Consider the following 22,294-nt stretch of genomic DNA (forward strand, 5'->3'; position numbering starts at 1 on the left):
GGGCCGGCCCAACCCCTCAACCCAGACAGGAGAGTCATGACCGAGATCAAGTTCGACGCCAAACTTAAGCGCCGCGCCGCCGAAGCCCTCGCCGCCTACGCATCCCAGATCTTCGACCAGCAGTCCGGCGAATGGACCGCGGTCGTCACCCTGACCCACGCCGCCCGCTCCGAGACCATCAAGACCGAGGACGACTTCGAGTACCTGGAAACCCAGGCGAAGGTGTCGGTCGCTGACATCGAGATCGTCACCGGTGAGCACGAGCGCCAGGCGACCCAGGCGCGCGACGCGGCACGCCGCCAGCGCAAGACCGCCGGGACGCTGCTGGATGACGCGTTCGGGGGTGGCCAGTGACCACCCCGACGACCGGCCGCACGGTGATCGTGACCCTGCCGCCGAAGCTGCCGCTGCTGTCCTCGAACCAGCGGCCCCACTGGGCGACCAAGGCCCGCCGCACCCGCCTGATCCGCGACACCGCCGCCTGGACAACCCGGGCGCTACGCGAGGCCCCCATGCAGCGCGCCGTCGTCACCGCCGTGGTCCACCCCAAAACCAACCGGCAGTTCGACCCCGACAACTACCACCCGACCGCCAAAGCGGCCCTCGATGGCGTGGTGGACGCCGGGCTGCTCCCGGACGACGACAAGCGCCACGTCATCCGCACGAGCTACGAAGCGGGCCCCAAGACCCCCGAGGGATGGCGGTTCGAGCTGCGCATTGAGGAGGTCGCGTGATGCCCCATACCAAGATCGGCCACCACAAGGGCGCCGCCCGGTTGGTGCGGCCCGACTGGACGTGGCAAGACGACGCCCAGTGCCGCGGCGAGGACCTGACGCTGTTCTTCGGCCCCGACGGGGAGCGCCAACCCGAGCGGGAGGCCCGCGAGCTCAAGGCCAAGGAGATCTGCTCCCAGTGCCCCGTGCGCACGCTCTGCCGAGACGACGCCATCGCCCGCAAAGACCTATGGGGGGTGCGCGGCGGCCTGGCCCCTGAGGAGCTGACCGCGGAACGCAAACGCCGCATGCGCCGCGCCGCCGCCGGGAGGGCCGCCGCATGACCCTCTCACCACTGGCCTGCCGCAACCGCGGCTGCACCCACCCCAAATGCCGCGACGCCAAGAACTCCTACGAGACCAACCGCCGCCGCCAGATCGGCTACGGCCGATGGGAGCCCTACGTCGACGCCGAACCCGCCCGCCGGCACGTGCAATGGCTCGTGTCCCAGGGGGTGCCGCTGACCCGGCTGGTGCCCATCTACCCGACTGTGGCGGTCCTGGTGTACGGACGCCCCGCAATCGGGCAGCCGCCGACCGCGAAAATGCGCCGCGGACCCGCGGAGGCGCTGCTGGCTGTCCGCCCCACCTGGGACATGCTCGGCCGGTGGGCGCGGGTGGACGCCTCCGGTACCCGCCGCCGCATTCAGGCGCTGGCCGCCCTGGGGTGGTCACTGCGAGCCCAGTCGCGCCACCTGCGCGCCTCTCCGACGCGGTGTGAGCGGGCGCTACGGGAGGACACGGTCACGGTCGAGGTGGCCCGCCGGGTGCGTGACCTCTATGACGAACTGTCCATGGTGCGCCCGGAGGGCACGTATGCGGGGATCACCCGCCGGCAGGCGGCTCGGCGGGGCTGGCTGCCCCCGCTCGCCTGGGATGACGACCTGCTCGATGTACCCGAAGCAGAGCTGCAGGCCGAACTGGAGCGCCGCGTGGACGCCATGGACAGCGTCGAGCTGTGGCGGTGCCACGAGGCGTGGCGCCAGGGCGACCCGACTCCGCTGATGGGTGTGGCGGGCCGGGAGTACCGGCGCCGGAAGAAGGAGCGGGCCAAGGAACGCCAGCGCTTGGCCGCATGAGGGGTGCGTCCCGCCCGCTGCTGTCAGGCGGGACGCACCACACCAGCACACCACACCGGGGGGCGAGATGGGGCAGGGCATGACGACACCCCGGCCACCACACGGCGGCCGGGGGACAGGTGCGCGGTCAGGCCTCCTGTGGTGTTGGGCGCTCAGGCAGGTGCGCGTCGGGTCTTCCGATGAACCACGCGATGAACGCGTTCAGCAGCGCTTGCCGGTTGGTGCCTTGCTCGATGGCGGCTTTCTCGAACGCTGTCCAGTCGTCGGGGGGTGGCCGGAAGGACCGGTTGGGGTGCTTGTGCTGGTTGGCCATAACCCAAAGGTACGGGTGGACGTCCAATCTGTCGACAACTCTTGCGGGGTGGACGTCCAGAGGGTAGATTCAAAGCACATCAGGTGGACGTCCACCCATGATCAGCAACCCAGAGGAGGCCCCGATGACCACGACCGACCAGGCGCCCGCCGGCCCGCCCCGCGTGCTCTGCACCCACCCCTGCACGGACCCCGCCGGACACCACTGGATCGCCAACGGAGTCGAGTTCGAGGGGCGCCGCATGTACCGGTGCGTCCGCGGCTGCGACCTCACGACCTTCGACGCCTAGGAGCCCCCGATGCCCCACGTCACCAGCGACGGCTGCGGCTACTACGTCGACGGCGTCCAGCGCACCGCCGTCGCCGCCCACCGCGCCCTGATCGAGGACGGCCACACCGACTACGACGAACGGGTCGAGCTTCTGGAGTCCATCAAGGCCCACCCCGAGGAGAACCCGAAGTGACCGCGCGCCGCGCCATCGTGTGGATCGTCTGCTGCGACGCCCCCGACTGCGACCAGATCGCCGCCCCGGTCATCGACCGCATCGCCCTGCGCCCCGGCGAGCGCGACGGCCGATGGCTGCAGCTCACCCAGATCGGTCATGCGCTCGCGGTCGCCGAGCCCCGCGGATGGACCAGCCGCCAAGGCGGCGTGGGCGGCCGGCCGAAGGACTACTGCCCCGACCACGCGCACATGGCAGGGCCGCGCCGTGACGGCCCGCTGATCACTGACGCGCACCTGCCCGACGACGCCTGACCGGTTGTTGCCGCTGCCGCCCGCGGGGCGGTGGCGGGAGCACCCGACCAACCCCCGAGGAGACCTGATGGACACCGACCACATCCGCGAGGGGCGACTTTTCCGATCTCTCAGTCCTTACGAGTCCACGACCATCCGCGTCATCCGCTACGCGCCCGGCGCTACCCGAGTCGATGTCGCCGATACCCGCGGTAAGAACCCGCGCAGCATCCTCGCGAGTTCGCTGCGCCCGTCCGCGACCAAACCCAACGGCAGCCGGTACCGCTCCGGCTACGCACCCGCTGACGACCGCACCTGACCTAGCCCGTCCGGATTGAGCCGGCGCCCCGCTGCAAGGCGGGGCGGGCACGAGAAGCGCCCCCACCGAACGCAAGGAGACGCACATGATCCGCCCCGGCCAGGAATACGAAGCCTGCGACCCCCGCGAGTCCATCCGCCTGCGCATCAAGAGCTACACCCGCGGCGACGCCCGCGCCGTGGTCACCGACACCAGCGGCAAGCGCACTCGCCAGATCCTCGTGAGCCACCTGCACGAGACCAGCACCCGCAAGGACGGGACGCCTCGCCGCTCTGGCTACCGGCTCGTGAAGGACACCCCCCACCCAACCCGAATGGAGCCCCAGTGACCGAGACCCCCGACCCCGCCGAGACATCCGAGGTGCTGGCCGAGGCCGCCCGGATGATGAGAACCGCCTACACCGACTGGTGCCCCGGGTGCCGCCTCGACGTCGCCCCCGACTGGGCCGGATGCCAGTGCCCGCCCGGCCCCGCCAGCGAGACCTGCGCCACCCGCTGACCCGTGCGCCGGCCCGCTCCCGGCGCACACCCCAACCCCCTTGGAGGGCACCGTGGCCGACTTCGACGACTACCACTCCCTGGTCCCAGACCCCGTCACACAAACCCTCGCGCACGAATTCGCCGCCTCTGTAAACCCCGCCGTTGTGACCGACGCATCCGGTCGCCCGCTGCCCGGATTCGCCCAGGCAGCCCGCTTCGACTACCGGCGGCGCGGGGGCGACCGCGACGTCACCGAGACCGGCGTCGCCCGGGCCCTGCTCACGCTCATCGCCGATATCCGCACCGAATCCGAGTGACCCCTGCGCGGCCCCAAGCCCGCCGCGCACCAACAACCACCGGGGGAGACGTGAACCGTAGGCACACCAAAGGGCCGACCCGACAGGCCGGCTGTGAGGCGCGCGGACGGCTAGGAGTCGTCCGCCTTGTCCTTCTTGTGCTCGCGGACGAGCCGTGCCACGTAGTCCGCCGTATAGGTGTGCTCGATCGCGCGGGTGATGGCAGCGGGCTTCATGCCCTCGTCAGCGGCCTTCAGGATCGTCGTCTTCAGGTTCTCGGGGGCTTCCCGGTAGACCCGTGCGGCTTTGGCCAGCTTGGCGCTCATGGACTCACTCATGCCTTTCAGGATGTCACATCACGAAGTCTGTCCTCCATAATAACTTACTCAGTTCGTGTTCTGGTATAGTGAACTCAGTTCGTTGTACAGACGTTCGACTCCCCTCGGAAGGACTCCCGTGACCACTCGAACCGATACCGGCCCCACCCCGGCCAAGCTCGCCGGGCTCGACCCCGCCGACTACAGCGACGGCTGCCCCGAATGCACCGGCACCGCCCAGCGCGCCGAGGACTACATCGTCCTGCCCCACCGCATCCGCCCCACCCGCACGGGGCTTGTGGCGAGCTACCGCCACCACTGCGGACACACCTGGACCTGCGGATGGATGACCAACCTCCGCTGACCAAACGATCCGACCACCCACTACGAGACAGCGGGGGAGCACATGGGGGTGCGCCTCATAGTCGAAGTCCTCGACTATGCGCCCGACAGCCTGACGCCACGCGAGCGCTACGTGCTCGTCGCGCTGGCCGAAAACGCGCGTGACACGACGCGCACCTGCTGGCCCGGCTTCGAGGACGACGAGACCTTCGTCCGCCGTTGCCGCGTCAACAGTCGCTCCCAGCGCTACACCGTCCTCAAGGCGCTCATCGCCAAGGGTGCCGTGGAGAACATCCGGCGCGGACAGAAGGGAGTGCGCGCTGGCTACCGGATCGCCCCCCTCGCGCCCGCCGGTGCATCGTTCGGCGACATCAAGGACGACATTCAGGGTCCCGAAAACCAGGACGCTGAATCAGAGCAGGACGCCTCTCAGCATCCCGAAAACCAGGACGCAGAAAACCAGGACGCTGACGCTCAGGGTCCCGGTTTTGCGCACTCAGGGTCCCGGTTTTCGAACGTCAGGGTCCCGAAAACCGGGACCCCTTCCCCTCAGTCCCCTCAGTCCCCTCACACATATGACCCGCCGCCGCCCGACAGCGACGACGGCACCCTCTTCGCCACCGAACCCGAACCCGAACCCAAGGCCAAACGCAAGACCCGCGTCCCCGACGACTTCACCGTCACCCCCGAGATGCGCGCCTGGGCCAAGGAGAAAACACCACTCGCCGACGTGGACTTCGAGACCGAGCAGTTCCTCGACCACTGGCGCTCTAAGGGCGAACTCCGCCTCGACTGGACCGCCACCTGGCGCACCTGGATGCGCAACCGCCAGAAGTGGAACAGCGAAAGCGCCCCGCGCCTGCGCTCAGTCTCCGGCGGCAAAGGCGCGAACGGCGTCGTCGGCGGCACCCGCTCCGAGGTCCCCGATCACGAGTTCTGGGACAACATCACCGACGAAGAGCTGAGGAACATCCTGTGACCGACTTCGACCCCTACGACGACGCGGCGAACCTGCGCGCCGCCCAGGAGTCCGTGCTCCGCGAGCGCGCCGAGCACCGCACCAACCTGTTCTTGTCCAAGCGCCCCGCCAAGTTCGCCAAGGAGGGCGAACTCCACCCCGCCGTCCGCGACTGGTGCCGCGACGTCTACCGGGGCCACGCCGCCTCGCTGATCCTGGTCGGCGGCATCGGCACCGGCAAAACCTGGTCGACCTGGAAGGCCGTGGAAACCCTCGTGCGCGCCGGCTGGGACGGCCACTACGACATCGTCGACGCCTACGACGTCAAGGACGCCATGCGCGACCGCGACAAGGAGGCCATCGCCACCTGGCGCGAGGCCGACGTGCTCGCCATCGACGACATCGGCGCCATCGGGATGCACGACTGGGACTCCGACAACCTCCACAAGCTCGTCAACGAACGGTGGAAGCACGACCGCCCCACCGTGATCACCTCCAACGCCCACGAACTCAAGCCGCTGCTCGGGGAACTGGTCGCCTCCCGCCTGGTCGACGGCGCCACCTTCGTGGCCCTGTCCGGCACCGACCGCAGGAGGAGCCAGTGACCGCCACCGAAGAGGAAGTCCGCGCGGCCCCCTCCGACATTCCCGCCGAACAGGCCGCCCTGGGCGGAATGCTCATCTCCAAGGCCGCCATCCGTCAGGTCCAGGACGTCCTTGGTTCGGCTGAGGCGTTCTGCCGGTCCGCCCACCAGATGATCTACCAGGCGGCCCTGGCCGTCGACGCGACCGGCGACCCCGTCGACGCGATCTCGGTGGCAGCGGAGCTGGAGCGGCGCGGGGAACTCGCCCGGTGCGGGCACGCCCCCTACCTGCACACGCTCACCGAATCGATCCCCACCGCCGCGAACGCCGGCTACTACGCGCGCCGGGTCGCCGAAAAGGCCGTGCTGCGTGGCCTAGTGGAGGCGGGCACGGAGATCGCCAAGTACGGATACGAGGGCGAGGGCGACGCCGCGGACCTGGTGGAGCGCGCGAATAAGCTCCTCGCTCAGGTCGAAGCGCCGAACGCTTCGGGTGGCGCCGAGATGACCCACATCAGCGAGGTATACCTCCACGTCGTCGACGACCAAGAGGTCCAGGACGACACGCTTCTGGTGCAGCCCCCCTATGCCGACCTGCGCGACATCGTCCCCGGTATCAAGCCGGGCCAGATGGTCATCGTGGGAGCCCGCCCCTCAGTAGGGAAGTCGGTAGTGGCCGCGGACTTCGCCCGCCACGTCTCCATGCGCCAGGGCATCGGAACCGCCCTGTTCTCTCTGGAGATGACCCAAATCGAGATGGGTCAGCGAATCATGGCGGCCGAGACCGGAATCGAGTTCCAGCGTCTCCGCGACAAGAAGCTCACCGATGAGGACTGGCAGCGCACGGCCCGGGTCTACGAGCGGTTCGCTAGGGCGCCGTTTTGGCTGTCGAACGACTTCGGCGCGTCCCTGGCGCAGATCAAGGCGCGGGTTCGCCAACTGGCCCGTACTCACGACATCGGCCTGGTGGTCGTGGACTACCTGCAACTGATGGAGGGCGGAAACCGGCCGGACTCGCGGCAGCAGGAGGTCTCGGCCATGTCACGCGGGTTGAAGCGGCTCGCCGGGGAGCTGGGGGTTGTGGTGGTGGTGCTGTCGCAGCTCAACCGTGGGTTGACGCAGCGCGCAGATAAGCGACCGCAACTGTCGGACCTACGCGAGTCCGGGTCGATCGAGCAGGACGCTGACGTGGTGATTCTGCTGGATCGGCCGGATGCCAACGAGAAGCAGTCGCCGCGGTCCGGCGAGATTGATCTTCTCGTGGAGAAGAACCGGCACGGGCCATCGAAGTGTGAGGTGACCTGCGCTTTCCAGGGTCACTACTCGCGGATTGTCGACATGGCTGGAACGAGCTGGGGGAGCCCTGGGTGACCCCGCACATGAGGACGGACCGGCCCGCTGCTACCGGGCCGGTCCGCACCCCCAGGAAACCACAACCCACGGAGGACCACATGGACTGCCCCGAATGCGGCACCCCGCTCTACGAAACCACCTGCCCCAACCCCAACTGCGACGGGCGTGGCTGCCAGGAATGCGGCTATGGCTGCAACGCCGACTTCCTGCCCCGCGACGAATCCACCTGCCACGTCGGCGCTGAAACCTGGGCTGTGTATCAGGGCGTGCGGGAGGCATGGGCGGACATGGAGCTGGACCGGAAGCTTCGCCAGCGCCCAACCGCAGAGGGGAGCGACCGGTGAAGTCCGATGTGAGCCGCGAGGCTGCCACCACCCTGTCCACCATCGACGCCGCCCTGCGCCGCTCTGAGGATCTCCACTGGTCGGACCCCGCCTTCCGCGAATGGGAGCGCGGACAGGTCGGCGAACTGGACGAGCAGGAGATCGAGGCCGCAGGCGAAACCAAGCGCGTCTACCAGGCCGAGCCCGGACCCGCGCACCCCCGCTACGACCAGAACGACATCGGAGTGGTCGAGGCGCCGATGATCACACGGCGATGGGACCACCCGCCGAGCTGCCTGTGCGACGAGGGCGTAGTGCCGCCCGGCGGGGCCATGGTCGTCCGCGCCGCCGACTACCCGCCGCCGGAGGACGCCACGCACGGGCCGCTGTTGCTGGGGCCGCATCCGGCGCGGGTGGCGCTGGTGGCATGCGACCCCTGCGGCGGGACTGGCGAGGTCGGATGGCTCGACCTGCGGGGCGGCGCCCACTGCGACGTGTGCGGCGCCTGCGACGGGACCGGGGGGCGGCTCACTGAGCAACCCAGCGAGCAACCCGGGGGTGCCCGGTGATCCCGCTCGTTGACGCCCGGCACGTGCTGCCGGTGCCCACAACCCGCCCCACGCCCCGATCCCTGACATGTGCCGGGTGCCGGCGTCCGGTCCCCGCTGGGACGGTCCGCCACCGGGCGTGCGCCGCCCGCACCCCATGGGCCACCACGGAAGGAGCCTCCCGATGAGTTGGCACCCGCGCACGTTCTACGCCCTCGCATGCGACCAGTGCGAAACCGTCCTGCCGTCCCCCGACCCCGCGATCGCCGACGCCGACGGGGAAGCCCTGTTCACCCAACCCCACCTGAGTGCCGGCGTGCGTAGCTACCTGGAATCCGAGGGGTGGATGGTCACCGGCGACCGGGCGCTGTGCCCCACTGACGCCCGGACAGCCGAGACGCGGCTGATGGAGCGGCTGGAGATCGAAACCACCCACGATCCGCTGTTCGACCTGCCGGGGGAGGGCCGGTGACCCGCCGCACGGGGCCGACCCCGACCGTCCGCGCGCTGGTGTCGGACCGCGACGGCGGCCAGTGCGCCCGGTGCGGGCTCCTGATCACGCGGGAGTGGAGCCTGCACCACCGGGTGCCGCGCGGTTCCGGTGGCAGCAAGCGGCCGGAGATCAACTCCCCGGCGAACCTGCTCCTGCTGTGCGGCTCGGCAACCTCCCCCGAAGGGTGCCACCTCGCCGTCGAGTCCCACCGGCGGGACGCCCAGCGCACCGGCTACCTCATCACCAAGCTCGCCAACCTCGACCCCGCGGACGTGCCGCTGCTGTACCACGGCGCGGCGTGGGTCCGCCTCGACCACCACGGCGGCATCACCGTCCACGCCGAACTCGACCCCGCGGAGGTGGCCCCGTGAACGAACAGGTAGCCAAGCTCAGAAACGACCTGCGGGGCCTCCTCGCCGACGTCGAAACCGTCGACCGCCCCGCACCCACCCGCCGCACCGACAACGGCCCCGAATGGGAGATCAGCGAAACCCTGCCCCGCCCCGCCGTGTGGAGAGTCCGCGCCAGCGACACCGACGGTGGGCTCATCCAGTGGCAGCTCCCGGAGTGCGAACAGATCTCGACGGCCACCCTCCCGGGCGACTGGGTGGCGCTCGCGGTGCCCGATGCGCGTCGGATCGCAGTCGCGCTGCTGGCCGCCTGCGATTGGGCGGAGGAATGCGAGGCGGGCGTGACGCACCTCCGGCCGCGCGAGGACGGGGTCACCCCATGAGGATCATCGTCACCGGCGGCCGGAGCTACATCGCCCACCAAGCCATCCGCGACGTGCTCGCCACCTATGACGCCACCCCACCGCCGATCCTCGTGCACGGCGCCGCCTCGGGTGCCGACCGCACGGCCGCCCAGGTCGCCACACACGTACTCGGCTGGCCCGTGGAGGAGCATCCCGCGGACTGGAAGCAGCACGGACGGGCGGCCGGCCCGATCCGCAACGCCGCGATGGTGTCGCTGGGCGCGGACATCCTGATCGCGTTCCCCGGCGGCAAAGGCACTGCCGACATGACCCGGCGCGCTCAGGCCGCCGGCATCCCCGTGCGGCGCGTCACCGAACACCACATGGAAGGACTCTCATGACCCTCATGACCCTGCTTGTCGCCATCGCTGGCACCGCCCTCGGCCTGGTCCTCAGCGTGGCCATCATCTGGACGACCAACCATTCCTGACCGCACCACCACCGAGAAGGAGACCTGACATGGCTCTGCCCGTCGTCAACCACACGTTCCGCCTCTGCGCGGAACCCGAAATGAAGTTCGGCCAGTCCGGGGCCGCTGTCATGCGGCTGCGGCTGGCCGCGAACGCCAACCGCAAGAACCAGGACACCGGCGATTGGGAGAAGTCCGACGAGCTGTTCATCAACGCGACCGCGTTCGGCCCTCATGCGGAGGCGATCGCGGAGGCGAACCTGACCACCGGCCAAGAGGTGCTCGTCAGTGGTCGGTTGAGGACGAACTCTTGGGAGGACCAGGACGGCAACAAACGCAGCGTGGTGGAGATGCGGCTCGACAGCATCGGGCCGACGATCCGGCCCCCGCGCCAGGGCGGCAACGGCCAGTCCCAGCAGCGGGGCGGTTACGGCCAGCAGGGCGGCACCGGGCAGCCGGGCGACGGCGACCCATGGGCCGGAGGAGGCGCCGGGTTCGGCGGCAGCGGGGACGCCGCGCCGTTCTGATGCCCGTGGGCGGGCGTGAGCCGCACGCTGCCGGGCGAACACGTGTTCCCCCGACCCTATGGACCCCCCGATATTTCAACCCCGCACAAACCATCTCAAACCCGCATAGAACGGAAAGCCGCGATGAAGAAGATTCCCACCGTGTTCGTCCGGGACTTCGACAACAACCCCCGGCACGTCACCCGCGAGGTCACCCCCGGCTGCGAATGGGTTCTAGCTGGGGAAGGCACCCCGACCCGCAAATGGGACGGCGTGTGCATGAAGCTCGACGAGCACAGCCAGTGGTGGGCGCGCCGCGAGGTCAAGGAAGACAAGACCCCGCCGCCCGGATTCGTCACAGAAGAGCACGACGACACCACCGGAAAGACCGCCGGCTGGGAACCCCTCGAACAGTCGAGCTTCGCGAAGTTCCACGCCGAAGCCCTCAACCACGGCGGGTACCAGCAGCCCGGCACCTACGAGTTGGTCGGCCCCAAGATCAACGGCAACCCCGAAGGGTTCTCCGCCCACCTGCTCCACCGGCACGGCTGGATGCTGCTGGACGACCGCCTCGACACCGAGACCGTGCCGCGCGACTACGACGGGCTCCGCGATTGGCTCGCCGCCCGGGACTGGGAGGGCATCGTCTTCCATCACCCCGACGGCCGCATGGCCAAGATCAAGGCTCGCGACTTCCCGGCCGCCTGACCCGCAACACCAACCCGCATAGACCGGAGAGCCACATGGCCCGCATCTACTACGACACCGAATTCCTCGAACGCGGCCCGAACTACCCGATCGAGTTCATCAGCATCGGCATGGTCCGCGAGGACGGCACCGAGCTGCACGCCGTCTCCAGCGAGTTCGACCAGCACGCCGTGCGCACCCACCCGTTCCTGGGCAAGCACGTGTGGCCGCACCTACCCCAGGTACAGCCCACTCCCGGCGTGCGCGACGGGGGCCACCCCCGGCTGGACGTTGATCACCCTGATGTGCGGCCCCGCGCTCAGATCGCCCGCATGGTGCACGAGTTCGTCCGCACCACCCCGGACGTGCAGCTATGGGCCTGGTACGCGAGTTACGACCACGTCGTGCTCAGCCAGTTGTTCGGCCGGATGGTCGACCTCCCCAGCGGGTTTCCCATGTTCACCTGCGACCTGAAGCAGGAAGCCGCCCGGTTGGGCGACCCCCAGTTGCCCGAGCAGGAGTCCGGGGCGCACAACGCGCTGGCCGACGCCCGCCATTTGAAGGCGATGGCCGAACACCTCACCGCACGAGCCTGACCCGCAACACCAACCCGAAAGGAAACCCAATGCAGCGCTACCGCAAGAAGCCGATCACCATCGACGCCATCCAGTTCACCGGCGACAACGTCCGCGACATCTGGGAAGCGTTCGGCACCGCCGGGATCTACGGGCCCACCGAGGCCAACCCGGACCACCTGATTCTCACTACGGCCCACGGCGACCCGGCGCCCGCGCGCCCTGGCGACTGGGTGGTACCCGACTCCATGCCCGACACGTTTTACCCGATCAAACCGGACGTGTTCGACCGGACCTACGAGCCCGCGCACGGTCCCGGTGGTGAGGCCGTCACCACCGAGGAGATGGCGCACGCCATCGACAACTCCACGCCCTACCCGGTCGAGCACTCCCCGAAGTTGTGCCGGTTCATGGCTGAACGGCTACTGGAGATGGTTCGCGTGACCAAGCGCGACCACGACGTGTGGCAGCCCGAGCCCGTAGAGGACGGCACTGCGCCGGAGCCCGCTGACGCCTGACCCTCCCGGCCGGGGGCACACCGCCCCCGGCCCTCGACCCCGAAGGAGCACATATGCGCAACCCGACCCCGTGCCCGCACTGCCCCGACGGCCACACCCCACCCTGGCGCGGCACCCAACCCTGGCTCGCCCATGTCCGCGACCTCCGCGACGGGGACGATCAGCCGCTACAGATCATCGTGGAGCGCTCCGGCCACGCCCACGTCGCCGAGTCCGACGCCGACTGGATCTACCAGGTGCTCAATGCGGCCGGACCCGAGGCCGGGGGTGCCCAGTGAACCCGCGCCCCTTGACCCGCCCAACACCACCAGAGGAACCCGACACGGTTCTCACCCGCGCGATCACGGTCGCCCGCAACGACCCCGACGCGCGGTGGCGCGCCGTCATCCCACTACTCCGCGGCGCCGCCACCACCGCCGACATCGTGGCCCCCCTGATGCGGGCCGGAGAGGCCCCGCCCGGCCACCAGGCGTGGCTGCTGCGCACCGCCTACACCATCGCCTACACCCTCACCGGAGAGGAGCCCAGCCATGAGTGACTACCGCCTACGCCAAGGACACCACGCCCCACGCAACCTCTGGGAACACCCCACCAACCAACCACCCAACTCCAAGTCCGGCACCGACGTCGGCCGCGTCGACACCCCGGAACTCGCCGCGGAAATCGTGGCCGCAGTCAACACCGCACGCGCTGCGGGTCACCACCATGACGACCCGATCACCGAAGCCATCCACGCCGCGCTGGTGGAGCTGCACCCCGACGCCGCCGGCCGCAACTGCACCGGCGACTGGAAAGCACTCAAGGACGACGCCGCCCACATCGCCAACCGGGTACGGGCCACGGTCCGCGACCGATCAGCCCTAGTCGAGCAGGTCGAACAAGGCGTGCGCCACTGGTTCGCGCAGACCTACGGACAAGAGGCCCCCGCCCCGCTACTCCTTGTCCATGGCATCCGTGGCCACCTCGGCAGCCTGGTCACCGACGAACTGATCGCGCTCAATGCACGGATCGCCGGACTCCATGCGGAACTGGAAGAGGCCCGCGCTGACCTGGAGCACGCCTACGGCTTCTGGTGGACACAGGGCGAGGTGCGCGTTGAGCGCCGCGACCACGGCGAGGGCTACCAGGTGTCCTGGCCGGACCCCGAGGCCCCTCCGACCGTCGACCCGTCGCTACTCACCGAGGACTACCGCGACCGGGAGTCTGCCCTGACTCGCGCCCACCAACTCGCCGAGGAGCAGCAGTGAAACGCGCCGACCTCGACACCCGGACCGTCCTCGCCGCGATCCGCGACCACGGCATGTCCGCCTACGGCCACCTATGCGCCACCTACCCGGAAAAGGTCGTGCTCGCCGCATTCGAGCGAGAGGTGCGCGCAGGGCGCACCGAATGCGGCGTAGCGCCCCACCTGCCCTGGCTCACTAGGGCTGGCCGCGAACTCACAGAGGAGGGCCAGTGACGACACCACTCGCACCCGCACCACCAGCCACCAACGGCCCCACGCCCGCGCAACGCCTCGATGCCGCTGAGCAGCAGGCGCAGGACCGGATCGACGAAGCCCTCGCCGGGGTGGCCGCCGCTGGGATTACTGGGGTGGCGTTGCTTGGTCTCTCCGGTGCGATCACTGCCGCGGTTCTGGCGCCTGTGCAGACCGCGCTCGGGATCGGCGCCAGTATCGCCCTGTCGGGGTCGAACCGTCGCAGGCCGAGGGATCGTCAGCTCACGGAGCAGCGGTTGCCGTCGCCCGTGGATACCGATGTGGAGATGGTGCTGCTGGACGCCGCCGGGCGGGTTGATGCTGCCGAGGACAAGGCTGCGGAGTTGGAACGCGTCCGCCGCCGGCTGTACCGGCTCGCGGTCACCAAGATCCACCAAGCCGCCAGCGCGGGCACCCTGATGTACGCCCGGTGGTTGGGGTTGGGCCTGCAGTGGGTGACCCGACAGGACGGGCACGCGTGCATCGTGTGCGCCACCATGCACGGCCGCCGGGTTCGGCCAGGGCAGGCGTTCGCCCCGCCGCGCGGCCCCGGAATCCCGAAGCTATGGGCCGGGTTCCAGGGGCTCCCACCAGCGCACCCGAACTGTCGGTGCCGCCCTAGGGTCGTGCGCACATAAGCAGGACTCCACACCTCAGACGAAAAGGCGACATGAACGACGTCCTCACCTCAATGGCCCTGCCCGCTGCCGTCGCCGGTGTCGTCACACTCCTAATCGAGTGGATCGCGAAACCCCGGCTCGAAGCCCGCAAGGAACGCATCCTCGCCGCCCACCAAGGCAGATTCGAAGTACTCAAGTCGTGCGTCCACATCTCCGCGAAGCTCGCAATGCTCCGACACAACGAGGTGTCATCGCCTGAGACGTGGCCCGAAATCCAACGGACACTCAGAGACGCCAGGAGCGACCTCGAAACCCTCGCGCATCGCATCGAAGAACAACTCCCGCTGCTGTACTTCACCGACAGGACAGAGACGATCAGCGTGGTGGCCTGGTTTTCCGGTCTGGTACGTGGCTCTGCGGTCTCGCAGAAATGGCACGCGGAGGTCGCAGAACAACTCACTGGCCCCGCCGTGTGGACGACCGACATGTTGCAACTGCCCCGTTGGACTATTGCTCATAGGCGGGCACGTCGTGAGGTGTGGCGGCTAATGAAAGCCGAGGACCGTGGGCCAGGCGACGAGGAAACGACCCCAGCATAAAAAGCGGGAGCCCGCGCCCCCCAGCACGGACCCCCCTACCCCACCATGCGGCAGAACCACAACCCCCCGGCAGGTCACACCAGCATAACCGGTCACATAGGGGGACATGGTGCACTGCAACATCTGCGCGAGCCCGATGGGGGACCAGGCGGCCGTATGCGCCCCGTGCACAGGAACACTCAAGGCCGCGCTGCGGGAAGTGGTGGGCGATGACCACCTGCATGGGCTCGCTGAGGACCTGGACATCGCCATAGCCAAACAGCACGTGTTCCCCCAAGGCGGCGGAGGCCGTGTGCGCCCGTCCGAGGCGCCCTTGTTGATCGACATGCACGCCAGTGAGGCCGCGACCGTGCTGCGGAACACCCTCGTGACATGGGTTCGCGTGCTCCTCGAAGACCACCCCACTACCGCGCCGGCCGACACCCTGCCCGCCATGGCGACCTGGCTTGAGGGCCACGCGGAGACCATCCGCCACGCCCCCTACGGCGCCGAGTGCGTCGACGAAATCCTCGCCGCCGTACACCAGGCCCGCCGCGCCACCGACCGGCCCCCCGAACGCGTCTACGCCGGACCCTGCCCCTCCTGCGGGCAGCAGATCTACGCGCCCGACGGCCACGCCACCGCGAGGTGCCGCCGCGACGGGTGCGACGGAGAGATCGACGACCCCGAAGGCCGCCGCATGACCATGGCCCGCCAAGCAGTCGAACAAGCCCCCGATCGCGAAGTGACCGCCACCGAAGGGGCACTCGCCGCGCGGGCGCTGGGGCACAGCATCACCGACCGGTGGATACGCAAGCTCGACGAAATGGGGCGCCTCGAACCAGTTCGCGAAAAACGCCCGCGTAAGTACCGGCTCGGTGACATCCTGGACACCGCCGCCAAAGGGGAGAAGAAGGCGTCGTGACCAGAGATCTCCCCATCCCCCACGAAGGACCCCTCTATGCGCTCACTCGCCACCATCGCCCTGTCTGTCGTGCTGCTCTCCGGGTGCGGCACGCCGGAAGCCGCGTCCGACCAGGCCCAGCAAGAGCCCCCCGAGGTCGAAACCCCTCAGGAGCAGGAAAACGTCCCCGAGGGGGACGGCGGCGGGAACCTCGGCGAGAGCATTGACCAGCTCGACGTCGCCCCCGAGACCGACGAAGACAGCTACGACCGGGACGCGTTCGGCGACTACGACCGCGACGCCCAACTGAGCCAGAACCAGTCCGAGTTCGACGACTGCGACGGCTATTACAGCCGATACGACGACGTCTGCCACACCAGCGCCGACGACGTCGACGTCGACATCGATGAGACTGTGGCGCGCGCCGAAGCGTGGCGGTCCGGCGCCCATAGCTGGGGCGAGACCGAGCTGGACGCGTTCGGCGGAGATCCCGCGAACCTTTCCGTGATGACGTCCAGCGTGAACCGCCACGAGAAGTCCGACAACGACCCCACCGCGTGGACCCCGCAGACCCGCGAGTGCGAGTACGCGGAGCAATGGGTCACCGTCAAACTCGACTATGAGCTGACCGCCGACCAGGCCGAGGTTGACGCGCTGGAGGCCATGGCCGCCGGCTGCTGACCCCCGGACACACGAAAAGCGCCCCGCCTCCCAAAGGAGACGGGGCGCCAGAGCGCGAACGGCGTCATGCGGCCTTGCGGTACTCCGGCTTCTCACCAGACAGCCCAGCCGACAGCATCAGCCGGCCCACAACGGGCGAGACGTGCTCCTCCACCACGCGCGCTACCGCGTAGTAGGCAGCGGTCACGACCACGGTCACGATCTCCGTGACCGCGGACTCCGGAAGGTCCAGCCCGACACGGGCGGCCTGGGCGATGAGGATGCCCACGATCACGGGTACGACGGTGCGGACGATTGACGCGTACATAGTGCTCCTGACATGGGAAAACCCCGGCGAACACCGGGGCGAAAGGGGTTCTGAAAGCGCTCAGCGCTCCCACACCTGCAAGCGGACCTTGCCGGCGATCACGCGCGGGGTCACGTCCTGGTCGGCGTAGTGCACGACCTCGACCCGCAGGCGCCGGTCGTCATTGACGAAGCCCGCGGCCGGGATCGTGACGAACGTGTCCCCGTTGGTGCCCTCGAACTCCACCGGGGCGTCGCGCTCGACCACCACCCAGGACTCGCCGTCGTTGTGCACCTCGACCATGCGGGCCTGGCACTCCACACCCTTGGGCACGTCGGTCAGGCGCAGGGACACGTAGCCGGTGTAGTCCGCCGCTCCCTTCACGAGGCTGGGGTAATCCCCGTCGCCGTGATGATTGTCGGCGCCCCCGGAGTTGTTGGCGTCGAAGTACACCTGGTGCCACTCGCCGCTCTGCAGCTCTTCCTTGCGGGAGTTGTCGGTCTTTTCGATGCTGACGTAGGTCGGCACGTCGTTGTCCTCCTCAGTGGGGGTAAGCCCGGATGGTTGCTGCCTGAAAGTGCCGTTGCTCACCAGCCGGTAGGCGGCGTCGCCGGGGCACGAGGTGCTGTTGAAGTCGCGGTGGCCCTTCACGGTCCCGGAGATGCTGGTGTCAGGCTCCATGAGCCAGGAACGCAGTTGGCGCACCGCCTCGATCTGGGCGCCGGTGATCTCATCAGAAGGGCCGCACGCGAGCGTGCACGAGTAGTAAGTCGTGTTCCCGCCCGGCTGTGCGGCCTGGGCGCGGTACAGCCCGCGCCCCTCCATGACGTAGCCGTGAGCACAGGCCATCCAGCTATAACCCACGTCGGCCCACCCGTTGCCGTTGACGTGGAAGTCTCGGCACCAATTCCAGTAGTCCACGCACGCGCTGTGTGGGCGGTTGGCGAGGTTCTGATTGCTGGAGTCGTAGTGGATCACCAGTCCGGAGCGGGGGTTGGCGTAGGCGGCCGGGCTGGACGAAGGCCATCCGAGGTCGGAGCGCCACACGAGCCGATCAGGTCGGGGCATAGGTGCCTCCCAGGGCATGAAAAAAGCCCGCCACGGCGGGCCCGATAAGAAGAATTCAGCCGACGAACGCGGAAATGAGCGCAGCCACAGCCGCGACCACCGCCGACAACGCCGACGCGGGAAGCGCATAGCGCCACGCCTCCAACGCCCGCATGCGCTTCTCATGGTCATCCAAGCGGGCCTGCGCCGTGGAGAGCTGAGTGACAGCCGTAGTGAGCTGGCCGCTCATTTCCCGCTGCTGCCCGTAAACGTCGGTCAGCGTAATCACGGCGTATGGCCTCTCTCTGTCGGTATCACTCAACGGTCACCTCATTCGTCCGGGGGGCCGTATTTCGCCAGGCGCTCAGCATCCAGCGCGTCATAGTCCAGCGCCTTCCCGCACGCCGGTGGATCCGGGGGTTCCGGATGCTCCGGGGGAATGGGTTGCTCGGTCATGGCAGCGGCTCCACAACAATTGAGTTCTCGAATGCGAGATTGAATTCCGACGTGGTGTCATCCCCGGAGCTAATGCGCCACGCTGGGGTGAGCGTATAATCCTCATCCCCGTCGAGCTGCAGATGAATCACCCGTGAATTGTGCGTGTCATTCGTGTTCCCCGCCCCGAGTGACTGGGCGTACCACGCCCTGGCCAAATTGGCGGACACCGACGACGATCCCGACAGGCTGAAACCCAACGCGATCGAGGACGCATCACTGTTGTCGTTGTGACCAGCAGCGGTGATCGTCACCCGCGTGTAACCTGACCGAGACGTGCGAAACGGGATAGGCGGCATCTCACCAGAACTGAAGTCGACGAAACTGCCTGCCGTGGCGAATCCCGGCTCGGAATCCATGTCCGTGCGCACGGGCTGGTGGCGCTCAGAGAAAAGCGTCGCGTCCTCGTTGATCTCCAGGACAGCGTCGGATTCACTGCTCTGATTCGACCGGCTGAACTGCATGAAATCAGCAGAGAAAAGCGCCGACGTGACCGCAGAGGCCGCGCTGCTTCCGTGCAGGGAGATACGCGAAATTGGAGAGCCAACCGCGGAGTCTCTAGGGGAGTGGACGACAAGGTTGGGCTGCCCGGAATTCACGTCGGCGCGCATTAGCGCCGGATTCCAGTCCTCGCCGGCCTCATCCGGGGGCATCAGGTAGAGGTTGGCGTGGGCGCTGGTGCTCTCTACGTACACGGACGATCCGGAGTCGCTGGTGGCCTCGATGTAGCCGGTTCCAGCGTCGGTGTAGATGTGGACGTATGTTCCGGACAGGTCTCCGAGGAGGAAGTCGGAGCCGGTGATATTGGAGCCGGTGATGGTGCCGGTGAACACTGCACTGCCGTCGTCGGCGTCGATGGACACGGTGAGTTCTTCGGAGCTGTTGTAGGCGCGGAATCCGTTCTCGTTGAGTTCGACCCTGGCACCGGTGTCGTTTCCGGCGACCAGCCGTGAGGCGAGGACGACCAGCGCGGCCAACTGGTCGGCTTCGATGGCGCCGGCCTGGATGTGGGCGGTGGTCACGGAGTTCGCGACCAGGTCGGGGCCGTCGACCTGTACGGGGGTGGCGGACGCCTCGGTGGAAGGGTCGCCCTCTACGCCGCCGGTGGTGACGCCGACCAGGCGCACATAGTGCGGTTCGTAGGGCAGGGGTGTGACGGGTTGGATGCCGCCCTCGCGGGGGATGCTGCCGGCCCGGGTCGACGCGTCCGGGACGAAGCCGCTGACGGTGGACACGTGGACCTGCACGAACCCCAAATCGGCGGGTTTGGCCACATCGTTGGCCATGAGCCCGTCCCACGTGACCCGCAACCCGCCCATAGACGGCTCCACAACGGGTGCCGTGGGCGCCGGGGGAGCGTCCCCGCCCTCAGTGACAAGGCCAGCGGTCCCGTCAGGCTGCCACCCGATCCGGGCGCGCACCGCACCGTCGTCGTCGCGGACCTCAACGTTCTGGCCCGACTCCAGCGACGAGTACGCCAACTGAGGGCCGCGTTGGGCGCGGCGCAAAGCGTCGATCTCCCGGCGCTGCCTGACAAGTTCCTGGCCCATCTCACGGATCGCCGCATACGTCTCCGGGTCCAGGCTCATCACGCACCCCCATAGCGGAAACGGTCGGACCGGGAGCACTTAACGGTGATCTCGCCAGTCTCAGGCTGATAGTCGAACCCGGTGATCCTGACCCACAGGCGCGTGGGCTGCCAGCCGCGCCGGTTCTCCACCAGCACGTCATCACCCACGTCGAAACTCCCAATAGACGCGTTGGGGTGGTCGACCACGACGAACTGTGTGATGTCGGCCAGATGGAGAGTGCGCAGCAACTCATCCTGGGCGATCGCCCTCAACGCCGCCTTGTTGGACACCTCCGGGCGGCCCTCAACCTTCACCCGCCGCAGTCGGCCGTCGCGGTGAGACACCGACTGACGCAACTGCTTGGACCCCTCGCCGGAGCCGAAACCATAGACGGTGTTGTAGTAGTCACTCCCGTCGCGATTGATGGGGACCAGGCCGGTGACGTTCTCCCCCTCAACGAAGGTGAGGTTGCTCTGGCGCTTACCGAGGCGTGGGTAGCCGAGGTGCAACTCCATGACGACGTCTTCCTTGGAGGAGTCCGCCCAGGCGTAGTGCTCACGCCAGTCGAATGGGACCTGCTTGGCGAGTTCGTTGATCTTCTGGCTGACGTCGATCGCGTCCCACCACGGCAACCGGTAGCGCCAGTAGACGTCCTTGCCTTGGGCGGCCGTGGGTTTCTTGCCCTTCTTGGAGTCCCACACCTTGTCGATCGGGATCGGCGGGTCTTGGACCGCTTTCGGGTCGTCGTCCAGCTCGCCATCTTCGTCCAGCCGTCTGGCGTTGTGCCAAGCTCCCAGCCGGTAGGGGGTGCTGTTCTGCGTGTAGGTCACCCCGAGGTCGCCGTCCGGCTGCGCCTGCAGGTGGTCCCACATGGCGCGCACCACGTCGAAAGGGTCCACCCCGGCGCCGGTGGTGCCCTCCGTTTTGCCGCCCCACGTCAACGTCGAAGTGATCGGCATGTCCGCGGGGTAGGCGGTGAACCCATCAATCGTCAGATCCAACTCCTGCCCGACGATCTTGGTGTCGGTGACAATGCCCCCGCCACGGATTTGCCCGGACGCTTCAGCGAAGACCAGGGTCCCCCACTCGCTCAACACGAGTTCCCCGTCGTCACCGATCAGGTCGCCATACTCCGGTTCGATGCGCGCTTTCAAGCTGTAGGGGCCGGACAGCGCCGGGGACAGGCGCACATCGGACAGGGGGAGCTCACGGTGCAGCCACTGCCGCGTGGTGGCCCTCATGGCGTGATACGTCCAGGTCATACCGTCGCCTCAGGTGCGGGCAGCTCCAGCGCTTCAACGTCGACGTGGAACACCGCGAAGTCGTCGGCGACCAGCCGCCCGTCCTGCCCGGAGGTGCCCTTGGCGTACATCCGGATGTCCACGGTGACGCCGCGCAACGCTTCGGGCACGTCGATCTGGTCGGCGTTGGAAAGGTCAGTGCGGTAGCCGTTGGTGCCGCTGACCTGGTTCTTGTTGTAGGCCGACGGGGACGTTTCGATCGAGTTGGTGCCGTCGGTGATGAAGATCTTCACGGTGCCGCGGGCGTCATCCGTTCCGTCCGTGCCTCCGGTCGGTTCCAGGAACACGTTGTTCCACGCGGCCAGCACCTGCAACTGGGTGGCCCACGACGGGATCGTCGCGACCCAATCCCCTTGTGGCCAGCGCTCGTAGTTGTCGGTGATGTTGCCCGCCCGGTCCCACTCGGTGCCGTCATGCACACCACCGTCCTGCACACGCAGGATGCGTTCACGGCGCGGTTGGGCCATCTGCCGCAGGTCAGTAATCATGTCCTGGGTGATGGTGGCGGTGGATACCGGGATGTCGATACGGGCCAGCACGATCGCTGACCCCTCCCCGGGGGGCAGCTCGGTCGTCCCCGGATCCACGCCCGCAATGACGCGGGTGTAGATCAGCGTGTCGGTGGCCGGGTCATGCCCCCATGGCGACCCGGAAATGGTGGGATCCTCCGCACGGGCCACCACCAGGTCGGAACGTCCGCCACCGGAATCCGTTGCGGTGATTGCCACCGTGTCCTCGCCGATGTTGTACCCGTAGTAGGTGCCCTGCCAGGACACCTCGCGGCCGACGATGTTGCACGCACCAGCGGCGATACGCACGCTCGTGCCAGGCACCTCCAGTTCACGCACCAGCAGGTCCCCGGCCTCAACGATGCCTTCACCGGAGCGGGTGTTCGACTGGTTCTGCAGCCGCAGGATCGGCCCGGCGATAGTGCCACCATCGACGGCGTGCACCTTCTGCCACGTCACAGAGTCC

General features: G+C 68.2%; 42 protein-coding genes. 33 read left to right on the top strand and 9 right to left on the bottom strand.

Features of this window, described 5'->3' with window-relative positions; translation table 11 throughout:
• Positions 1-36: 36 nt before the first annotated feature.
• Genes F4561_RS12750 through F4561_RS12765 form a run of 4 tightly spaced genes read left to right on the top strand, consistent with a single transcriptional unit; the run spans position 37 to position 1,851 of the window.
• Positions 37-354: a hypothetical protein gene (locus tag F4561_RS12750; RefSeq protein WP_184578529.1), complete on the top strand. Its 318-nt coding sequence runs from the start codon at positions 37-39 to the stop codon at positions 352-354.
• Positions 351-734, top strand: a complete 384-nt coding sequence (locus tag F4561_RS12755; protein WP_184578531.1) for a hypothetical protein — start codon at positions 351-353, stop codon at positions 732-734. Before F4561_RS12750 ends, F4561_RS12755 begins: the two co-directional genes overlap by 4 nt.
• The gene (locus F4561_RS12760) at positions 734-1,057 is read left to right on the top strand and encodes a WhiB family transcriptional regulator (protein ID WP_184578534.1); all 324 of its coding nucleotides are present in this window, start codon (positions 734-736) and stop codon (positions 1,055-1,057) included. The genes F4561_RS12755 and F4561_RS12760 overlap by 1 nt, the downstream gene beginning before the upstream one ends.
• Positions 1,054-1,851, top strand: coding sequence for a hypothetical protein (locus F4561_RS12765; protein ID WP_184578537.1), 798 nt, complete (start codon positions 1,054-1,056; stop codon positions 1,849-1,851). Before F4561_RS12760 ends, F4561_RS12765 begins: the two co-directional genes overlap by 4 nt.
• 127 nt (positions 1,852-1,978) lie before the next feature.
• On the opposite strand, the gene F4561_RS12770 is transcribed toward F4561_RS12765, so the two are convergent.
• Positions 1,979-2,164 (bottom strand): hypothetical protein, encoded by a 186-nt coding sequence (locus F4561_RS12770; RefSeq protein ID WP_184578540.1) that lies wholly within the window; start codon positions 2,162-2,164, stop codon positions 1,979-1,981.
• Between the two features lie 124 nt (positions 2,165-2,288).
• Between F4561_RS12770 and F4561_RS12775 the strand changes: the two genes are divergently transcribed.
• From F4561_RS12775 to F4561_RS12805, 7 genes are all read left to right on the top strand, one after another.
• Entirely contained in the window at positions 2,289-2,453 is a 165-nt protein-coding gene (locus tag F4561_RS12775; RefSeq protein WP_184578543.1) for a hypothetical protein, read from the top strand.
• A gap of 9 nt (positions 2,454-2,462) precedes the next feature.
• Complete coding sequence (locus F4561_RS12780; protein WP_184578546.1) at positions 2,463-2,627, top strand: hypothetical protein; 165 nt, start codon at positions 2,463-2,465, stop codon at positions 2,625-2,627.
• Positions 2,624-2,920 (top strand): hypothetical protein, encoded by a 297-nt coding sequence (locus F4561_RS12785; protein WP_184578549.1) that lies wholly within the window; start codon positions 2,624-2,626, stop codon positions 2,918-2,920. The genes F4561_RS12780 and F4561_RS12785 overlap by 4 nt, the downstream gene beginning before the upstream one ends.
• A gap of 67 nt (positions 2,921-2,987) precedes the next feature.
• The gene (locus F4561_RS12790; RefSeq protein ID WP_184578552.1) at positions 2,988-3,218 is read left to right on the top strand and encodes a hypothetical protein; all 231 of its coding nucleotides are present in this window, start codon (positions 2,988-2,990) and stop codon (positions 3,216-3,218) included.
• 85 nt (positions 3,219-3,303) lie between these two features.
• Complete coding sequence (locus F4561_RS12795; protein ID WP_184578555.1) at positions 3,304-3,546, top strand: hypothetical protein; 243 nt, start codon at positions 3,304-3,306, stop codon at positions 3,544-3,546.
• Complete coding sequence (locus F4561_RS12800; protein WP_184578558.1) at positions 3,543-3,716, top strand: hypothetical protein; 174 nt, start codon at positions 3,543-3,545, stop codon at positions 3,714-3,716. The genes F4561_RS12795 and F4561_RS12800 overlap by 4 nt, the downstream gene beginning before the upstream one ends.
• A gap of 52 nt (positions 3,717-3,768) precedes the next feature.
• Positions 3,769-4,014, top strand: coding sequence for a hypothetical protein (locus F4561_RS12805; RefSeq protein WP_184578560.1), 246 nt, complete (start codon positions 3,769-3,771; stop codon positions 4,012-4,014).
• A 110-nt stretch (positions 4,015-4,124) separates the two neighbouring features.
• On the opposite strand, the gene F4561_RS12810 is transcribed toward F4561_RS12805, so the two are convergent.
• Positions 4,125-4,331, bottom strand: coding sequence for a hypothetical protein (locus tag F4561_RS12810; RefSeq protein ID WP_184578563.1), 207 nt, complete (start codon positions 4,329-4,331; stop codon positions 4,125-4,127).
• A gap of 118 nt (positions 4,332-4,449) precedes the next feature.
• Between F4561_RS12810 and F4561_RS12815 the strand changes: the two genes are divergently transcribed.
• From F4561_RS12815 to F4561_RS12920, 22 genes are all read left to right on the top strand, one after another.
• Entirely contained in the window at positions 4,450-4,674 is a 225-nt protein-coding gene (locus tag F4561_RS12815) for a hypothetical protein (RefSeq protein ID WP_184578566.1), read from the top strand.
• Between the two features lie 42 nt (positions 4,675-4,716).
• Positions 4,717-5,631: a hypothetical protein gene (locus F4561_RS12820; RefSeq protein WP_184578569.1), complete on the top strand. Its 915-nt coding sequence runs from the start codon at positions 4,717-4,719 to the stop codon at positions 5,629-5,631.
• Complete coding sequence (locus tag F4561_RS33695; RefSeq protein WP_184578571.1) at positions 5,628-6,215, top strand: ATP-binding protein; 588 nt, start codon at positions 5,628-5,630, stop codon at positions 6,213-6,215. The genes F4561_RS12820 and F4561_RS33695 overlap by 4 nt, the downstream gene beginning before the upstream one ends.
• Entirely contained in the window at positions 6,212-7,564 is a 1,353-nt protein-coding gene (gene dnaB, locus F4561_RS12830; protein ID WP_312885231.1) for a replicative DNA helicase, read from the top strand. The genes F4561_RS33695 and dnaB overlap by 4 nt, the downstream gene beginning before the upstream one ends.
• 80 nt (positions 7,565-7,644) lie before the next feature.
• Complete coding sequence (locus F4561_RS12835) at positions 7,645-7,890, top strand: hypothetical protein (RefSeq protein WP_184578575.1); 246 nt, start codon at positions 7,645-7,647, stop codon at positions 7,888-7,890.
• A complete protein-coding gene (locus F4561_RS12840) occupies positions 7,887-8,438 on the top strand; it encodes a hypothetical protein (protein WP_184578578.1) in 552 nt (183 codons plus the stop codon). The genes F4561_RS12835 and F4561_RS12840 overlap by 4 nt, the downstream gene beginning before the upstream one ends.
• Before the next feature lie 163 nt (positions 8,439-8,601).
• A complete protein-coding gene (locus F4561_RS12845; protein WP_184578582.1) occupies positions 8,602-8,889 on the top strand; it encodes a hypothetical protein in 288 nt (95 codons plus the stop codon).
• On the top strand, positions 8,886-9,281 hold the full coding sequence (locus F4561_RS12850) for an HNH endonuclease (protein ID WP_184578585.1): 396 nt from the start codon (positions 8,886-8,888) through the stop codon (positions 9,279-9,281). The genes F4561_RS12845 and F4561_RS12850 overlap by 4 nt, the downstream gene beginning before the upstream one ends.
• Positions 9,278-9,643, top strand: a complete 366-nt coding sequence (locus F4561_RS12855; protein ID WP_184578589.1) for a hypothetical protein — start codon at positions 9,278-9,280, stop codon at positions 9,641-9,643. Before F4561_RS12850 ends, F4561_RS12855 begins: the two co-directional genes overlap by 4 nt.
• The gene (locus F4561_RS12860; RefSeq protein WP_184578591.1) at positions 9,640-10,005 is read left to right on the top strand and encodes a DUF2493 domain-containing protein; all 366 of its coding nucleotides are present in this window, start codon (positions 9,640-9,642) and stop codon (positions 10,003-10,005) included. Before F4561_RS12855 ends, F4561_RS12860 begins: the two co-directional genes overlap by 4 nt.
• A 118-nt stretch (positions 10,006-10,123) precedes the next feature.
• Positions 10,124-10,600: a single-stranded DNA-binding protein gene (locus F4561_RS12865; protein WP_184578594.1), complete on the top strand. Its 477-nt coding sequence runs from the start codon at positions 10,124-10,126 to the stop codon at positions 10,598-10,600.
• 123 nt (positions 10,601-10,723) lie between these two features.
• Entirely contained in the window at positions 10,724-11,287 is a 564-nt protein-coding gene (locus F4561_RS12870) for a hypothetical protein (protein WP_184578597.1), read from the top strand.
• 35 nt (positions 11,288-11,322) lie between these two features.
• Complete coding sequence (locus tag F4561_RS12875; RefSeq protein WP_184578600.1) at positions 11,323-11,862, top strand: 3'-5' exoribonuclease domain-containing protein; 540 nt, start codon at positions 11,323-11,325, stop codon at positions 11,860-11,862.
• Between the two features lie 29 nt (positions 11,863-11,891).
• On the top strand, positions 11,892-12,359 hold the full coding sequence (locus tag F4561_RS12880) for a hypothetical protein (RefSeq protein WP_184578602.1): 468 nt from the start codon (positions 11,892-11,894) through the stop codon (positions 12,357-12,359).
• Positions 12,360-12,412: 53 nt separating this feature from the next.
• Positions 12,413-12,637: a hypothetical protein gene (locus F4561_RS12885; protein ID WP_184578605.1), complete on the top strand. Its 225-nt coding sequence runs from the start codon at positions 12,413-12,415 to the stop codon at positions 12,635-12,637.
• An 11-nt stretch (positions 12,638-12,648) separates the two neighbouring features.
• A complete protein-coding gene (locus F4561_RS12890; protein WP_184578609.1) occupies positions 12,649-12,897 on the top strand; it encodes a hypothetical protein in 249 nt (82 codons plus the stop codon).
• Entirely contained in the window at positions 12,890-13,606 is a 717-nt protein-coding gene (locus F4561_RS12895; protein WP_184578612.1) for a hypothetical protein, read from the top strand. The genes F4561_RS12890 and F4561_RS12895 overlap by 8 nt, the downstream gene beginning before the upstream one ends.
• Positions 13,603-13,818 (top strand): hypothetical protein, encoded by a 216-nt coding sequence (locus F4561_RS12900; protein WP_184578615.1) that lies wholly within the window; start codon positions 13,603-13,605, stop codon positions 13,816-13,818. Before F4561_RS12895 ends, F4561_RS12900 begins: the two co-directional genes overlap by 4 nt.
• Positions 13,815-14,474 (top strand): putative phage head morphogenesis protein, encoded by a 660-nt coding sequence (locus F4561_RS12905; RefSeq protein WP_184578618.1) that lies wholly within the window; start codon positions 13,815-13,817, stop codon positions 14,472-14,474. Before F4561_RS12900 ends, F4561_RS12905 begins: the two co-directional genes overlap by 4 nt.
• A gap of 32 nt (positions 14,475-14,506) precedes the next feature.
• Positions 14,507-15,055, top strand: a complete 549-nt coding sequence (locus tag F4561_RS12910; protein WP_184578621.1) for a hypothetical protein — start codon at positions 14,507-14,509, stop codon at positions 15,053-15,055.
• A 106-nt stretch (positions 15,056-15,161) separates the two neighbouring features.
• Complete coding sequence (locus F4561_RS12915; protein ID WP_184578625.1) at positions 15,162-15,959, top strand: hypothetical protein; 798 nt, start codon at positions 15,162-15,164, stop codon at positions 15,957-15,959.
• A 36-nt stretch (positions 15,960-15,995) separates the two neighbouring features.
• The gene (locus F4561_RS12920; protein ID WP_184578628.1) at positions 15,996-16,619 is read left to right on the top strand and encodes an HNH endonuclease family protein; all 624 of its coding nucleotides are present in this window, start codon (positions 15,996-15,998) and stop codon (positions 16,617-16,619) included.
• 64 nt (positions 16,620-16,683) lie between these two features.
• Here the strand turns inward: F4561_RS12920 and F4561_RS12925 are convergent, their stop codons facing one another.
• Genes F4561_RS12925 through F4561_RS12950 form a run of 7 tightly spaced genes read right to left on the bottom strand, consistent with a single transcriptional unit; the run spans position 16,684 to position 22,287 of the window.
• On the bottom strand, positions 16,684-16,926 hold the full coding sequence (locus F4561_RS12925; RefSeq protein ID WP_184578631.1) for a hypothetical protein: 243 nt from the start codon (positions 16,924-16,926) through the stop codon (positions 16,684-16,686).
• 60 nt (positions 16,927-16,986) lie between these two features.
• A complete protein-coding gene (locus F4561_RS12930; protein ID WP_184578634.1) occupies positions 16,987-17,973 on the bottom strand; it encodes a peptidoglycan recognition protein family protein in 987 nt (328 codons plus the stop codon).
• A gap of 55 nt (positions 17,974-18,028) precedes the next feature.
• Entirely contained in the window at positions 18,029-18,274 is a 246-nt protein-coding gene (locus F4561_RS12935) for a hypothetical protein (RefSeq protein WP_184578638.1), read from the bottom strand.
• Positions 18,275-18,282: 8 nt separating this feature from the next.
• Entirely contained in the window at positions 18,283-18,408 is a 126-nt protein-coding gene (locus tag F4561_RS33295) for a hypothetical protein (RefSeq protein WP_281384092.1), read from the bottom strand.
• Positions 18,405-20,036: a hypothetical protein gene (locus F4561_RS12940; protein ID WP_184578641.1), complete on the bottom strand. Its 1,632-nt coding sequence runs from the start codon at positions 20,034-20,036 to the stop codon at positions 18,405-18,407. The genes F4561_RS33295 and F4561_RS12940 overlap by 4 nt, the downstream gene beginning before the upstream one ends.
• Positions 20,036-21,280, bottom strand: coding sequence for a hypothetical protein (locus F4561_RS12945; protein ID WP_184578644.1), 1,245 nt, complete (start codon positions 21,278-21,280; stop codon positions 20,036-20,038). Before F4561_RS12945 ends, F4561_RS12940 begins: the two co-directional genes overlap by 1 nt.
• A complete protein-coding gene (locus F4561_RS12950) occupies positions 21,277-22,287 on the bottom strand; it encodes a hypothetical protein (RefSeq protein ID WP_184578646.1) in 1,011 nt (336 codons plus the stop codon). Before F4561_RS12950 ends, F4561_RS12945 begins: the two co-directional genes overlap by 4 nt.
• Positions 22,288-22,294: the final 7 nt, after the last annotated feature.

Source organism: Lipingzhangella halophila (assembly GCF_014203805.1).
In the GTDB taxonomy this organism is placed as follows: domain Bacteria; phylum Actinomycetota; class Actinomycetes; order Streptosporangiales; family Streptosporangiaceae; genus Lipingzhangella; species Lipingzhangella halophila.

Excerpts from the sequence above, each read along its gene's own strand:
- F4561_RS12885 (WP_184578605.1), top strand. The coding sequence starts at position 12,413 with ATGCGCAACCCGACCCCGTGCCCGCACTGCCCCGACGGCCACACCCCA.
- F4561_RS12930 (WP_184578634.1), bottom strand. The coding sequence starts at position 17,973 with ATGCCCCGACCTGATCGGCTCGTGTGGCGCTCCGACCTCGGATGGCCT.
- F4561_RS12940 (WP_184578641.1), bottom strand. The coding sequence starts at position 20,036 with ATGAGCCTGGACCCGGAGACGTATGCGGCGATCCGTGAGATGGGCCAG.
- F4561_RS12750 (WP_184578529.1), top strand. The coding sequence starts at position 37 with ATGACCGAGATCAAGTTCGACGCCAAACTTAAGCGCCGCGCCGCCGAA.
- F4561_RS12845 (WP_184578582.1), top strand. The coding sequence starts at position 8,602 with ATGAGTTGGCACCCGCGCACGTTCTACGCCCTCGCATGCGACCAGTGC.
- F4561_RS12880 (WP_184578602.1), top strand. The coding sequence starts at position 11,892 with ATGCAGCGCTACCGCAAGAAGCCGATCACCATCGACGCCATCCAGTTC.
- F4561_RS12795 (WP_184578555.1), top strand. The coding sequence starts at position 3,304 with ATGATCCGCCCCGGCCAGGAATACGAAGCCTGCGACCCCCGCGAGTCC.
- F4561_RS12775 (WP_184578543.1), top strand. The coding sequence starts at position 2,289 with ATGACCACGACCGACCAGGCGCCCGCCGGCCCGCCCCGCGTGCTCTGC.
- F4561_RS12770 (WP_184578540.1), bottom strand. The coding sequence starts at position 2,164 with ATGGCCAACCAGCACAAGCACCCCAACCGGTCCTTCCGGCCACCCCCC.
- F4561_RS12920 (WP_184578628.1), top strand. The coding sequence starts at position 15,996 with ATGCGCTCACTCGCCACCATCGCCCTGTCTGTCGTGCTGCTCTCCGGG.
- F4561_RS12820 (WP_184578569.1), top strand. The coding sequence starts at position 4,717 with ATGGGGGTGCGCCTCATAGTCGAAGTCCTCGACTATGCGCCCGACAGC.
- F4561_RS12765 (WP_184578537.1), top strand. The coding sequence starts at position 1,054 with ATGACCCTCTCACCACTGGCCTGCCGCAACCGCGGCTGCACCCACCCC.
- F4561_RS12860 (WP_184578591.1), top strand. The coding sequence starts at position 9,640 with ATGAGGATCATCGTCACCGGCGGCCGGAGCTACATCGCCCACCAAGCC.
- F4561_RS12810 (WP_184578563.1), bottom strand. The coding sequence starts at position 4,331 with ATGAGTGAGTCCATGAGCGCCAAGCTGGCCAAAGCCGCACGGGTCTAC.
- F4561_RS12870 (WP_184578597.1), top strand. The coding sequence starts at position 10,724 with ATGAAGAAGATTCCCACCGTGTTCGTCCGGGACTTCGACAACAACCCC.
- F4561_RS12835 (WP_184578575.1), top strand. The coding sequence starts at position 7,645 with ATGGACTGCCCCGAATGCGGCACCCCGCTCTACGAAACCACCTGCCCC.
- F4561_RS12910 (WP_184578621.1), top strand. The coding sequence starts at position 14,507 with ATGAACGACGTCCTCACCTCAATGGCCCTGCCCGCTGCCGTCGCCGGT.
- F4561_RS12790 (WP_184578552.1), top strand. The coding sequence starts at position 2,988 with ATGGACACCGACCACATCCGCGAGGGGCGACTTTTCCGATCTCTCAGT.
- F4561_RS12915 (WP_184578625.1), top strand. The coding sequence starts at position 15,162 with ATGGTGCACTGCAACATCTGCGCGAGCCCGATGGGGGACCAGGCGGCC.
- F4561_RS12780 (WP_184578546.1), top strand. The coding sequence starts at position 2,463 with ATGCCCCACGTCACCAGCGACGGCTGCGGCTACTACGTCGACGGCGTC.
- F4561_RS12925 (WP_184578631.1), bottom strand. The coding sequence starts at position 16,926 with ATGTACGCGTCAATCGTCCGCACCGTCGTACCCGTGATCGTGGGCATC.
- F4561_RS33295 (WP_281384092.1), bottom strand. The coding sequence starts at position 18,408 with ATGACCGAGCAACCCATTCCCCCGGAGCATCCGGAACCCCCGGATCCA.
- F4561_RS12760 (WP_184578534.1), top strand. The coding sequence starts at position 734 with ATGCCCCATACCAAGATCGGCCACCACAAGGGCGCCGCCCGGTTGGTG.
- F4561_RS12875 (WP_184578600.1), top strand. The coding sequence starts at position 11,323 with ATGGCCCGCATCTACTACGACACCGAATTCCTCGAACGCGGCCCGAAC.
- F4561_RS12895 (WP_184578612.1), top strand. The coding sequence starts at position 12,890 with ATGAGTGACTACCGCCTACGCCAAGGACACCACGCCCCACGCAACCTC.
- F4561_RS12865 (WP_184578594.1), top strand. The coding sequence starts at position 10,124 with ATGGCTCTGCCCGTCGTCAACCACACGTTCCGCCTCTGCGCGGAACCC.
- F4561_RS12945 (WP_184578644.1), bottom strand. The coding sequence starts at position 21,280 with ATGACCTGGACGTATCACGCCATGAGGGCCACCACGCGGCAGTGGCTG.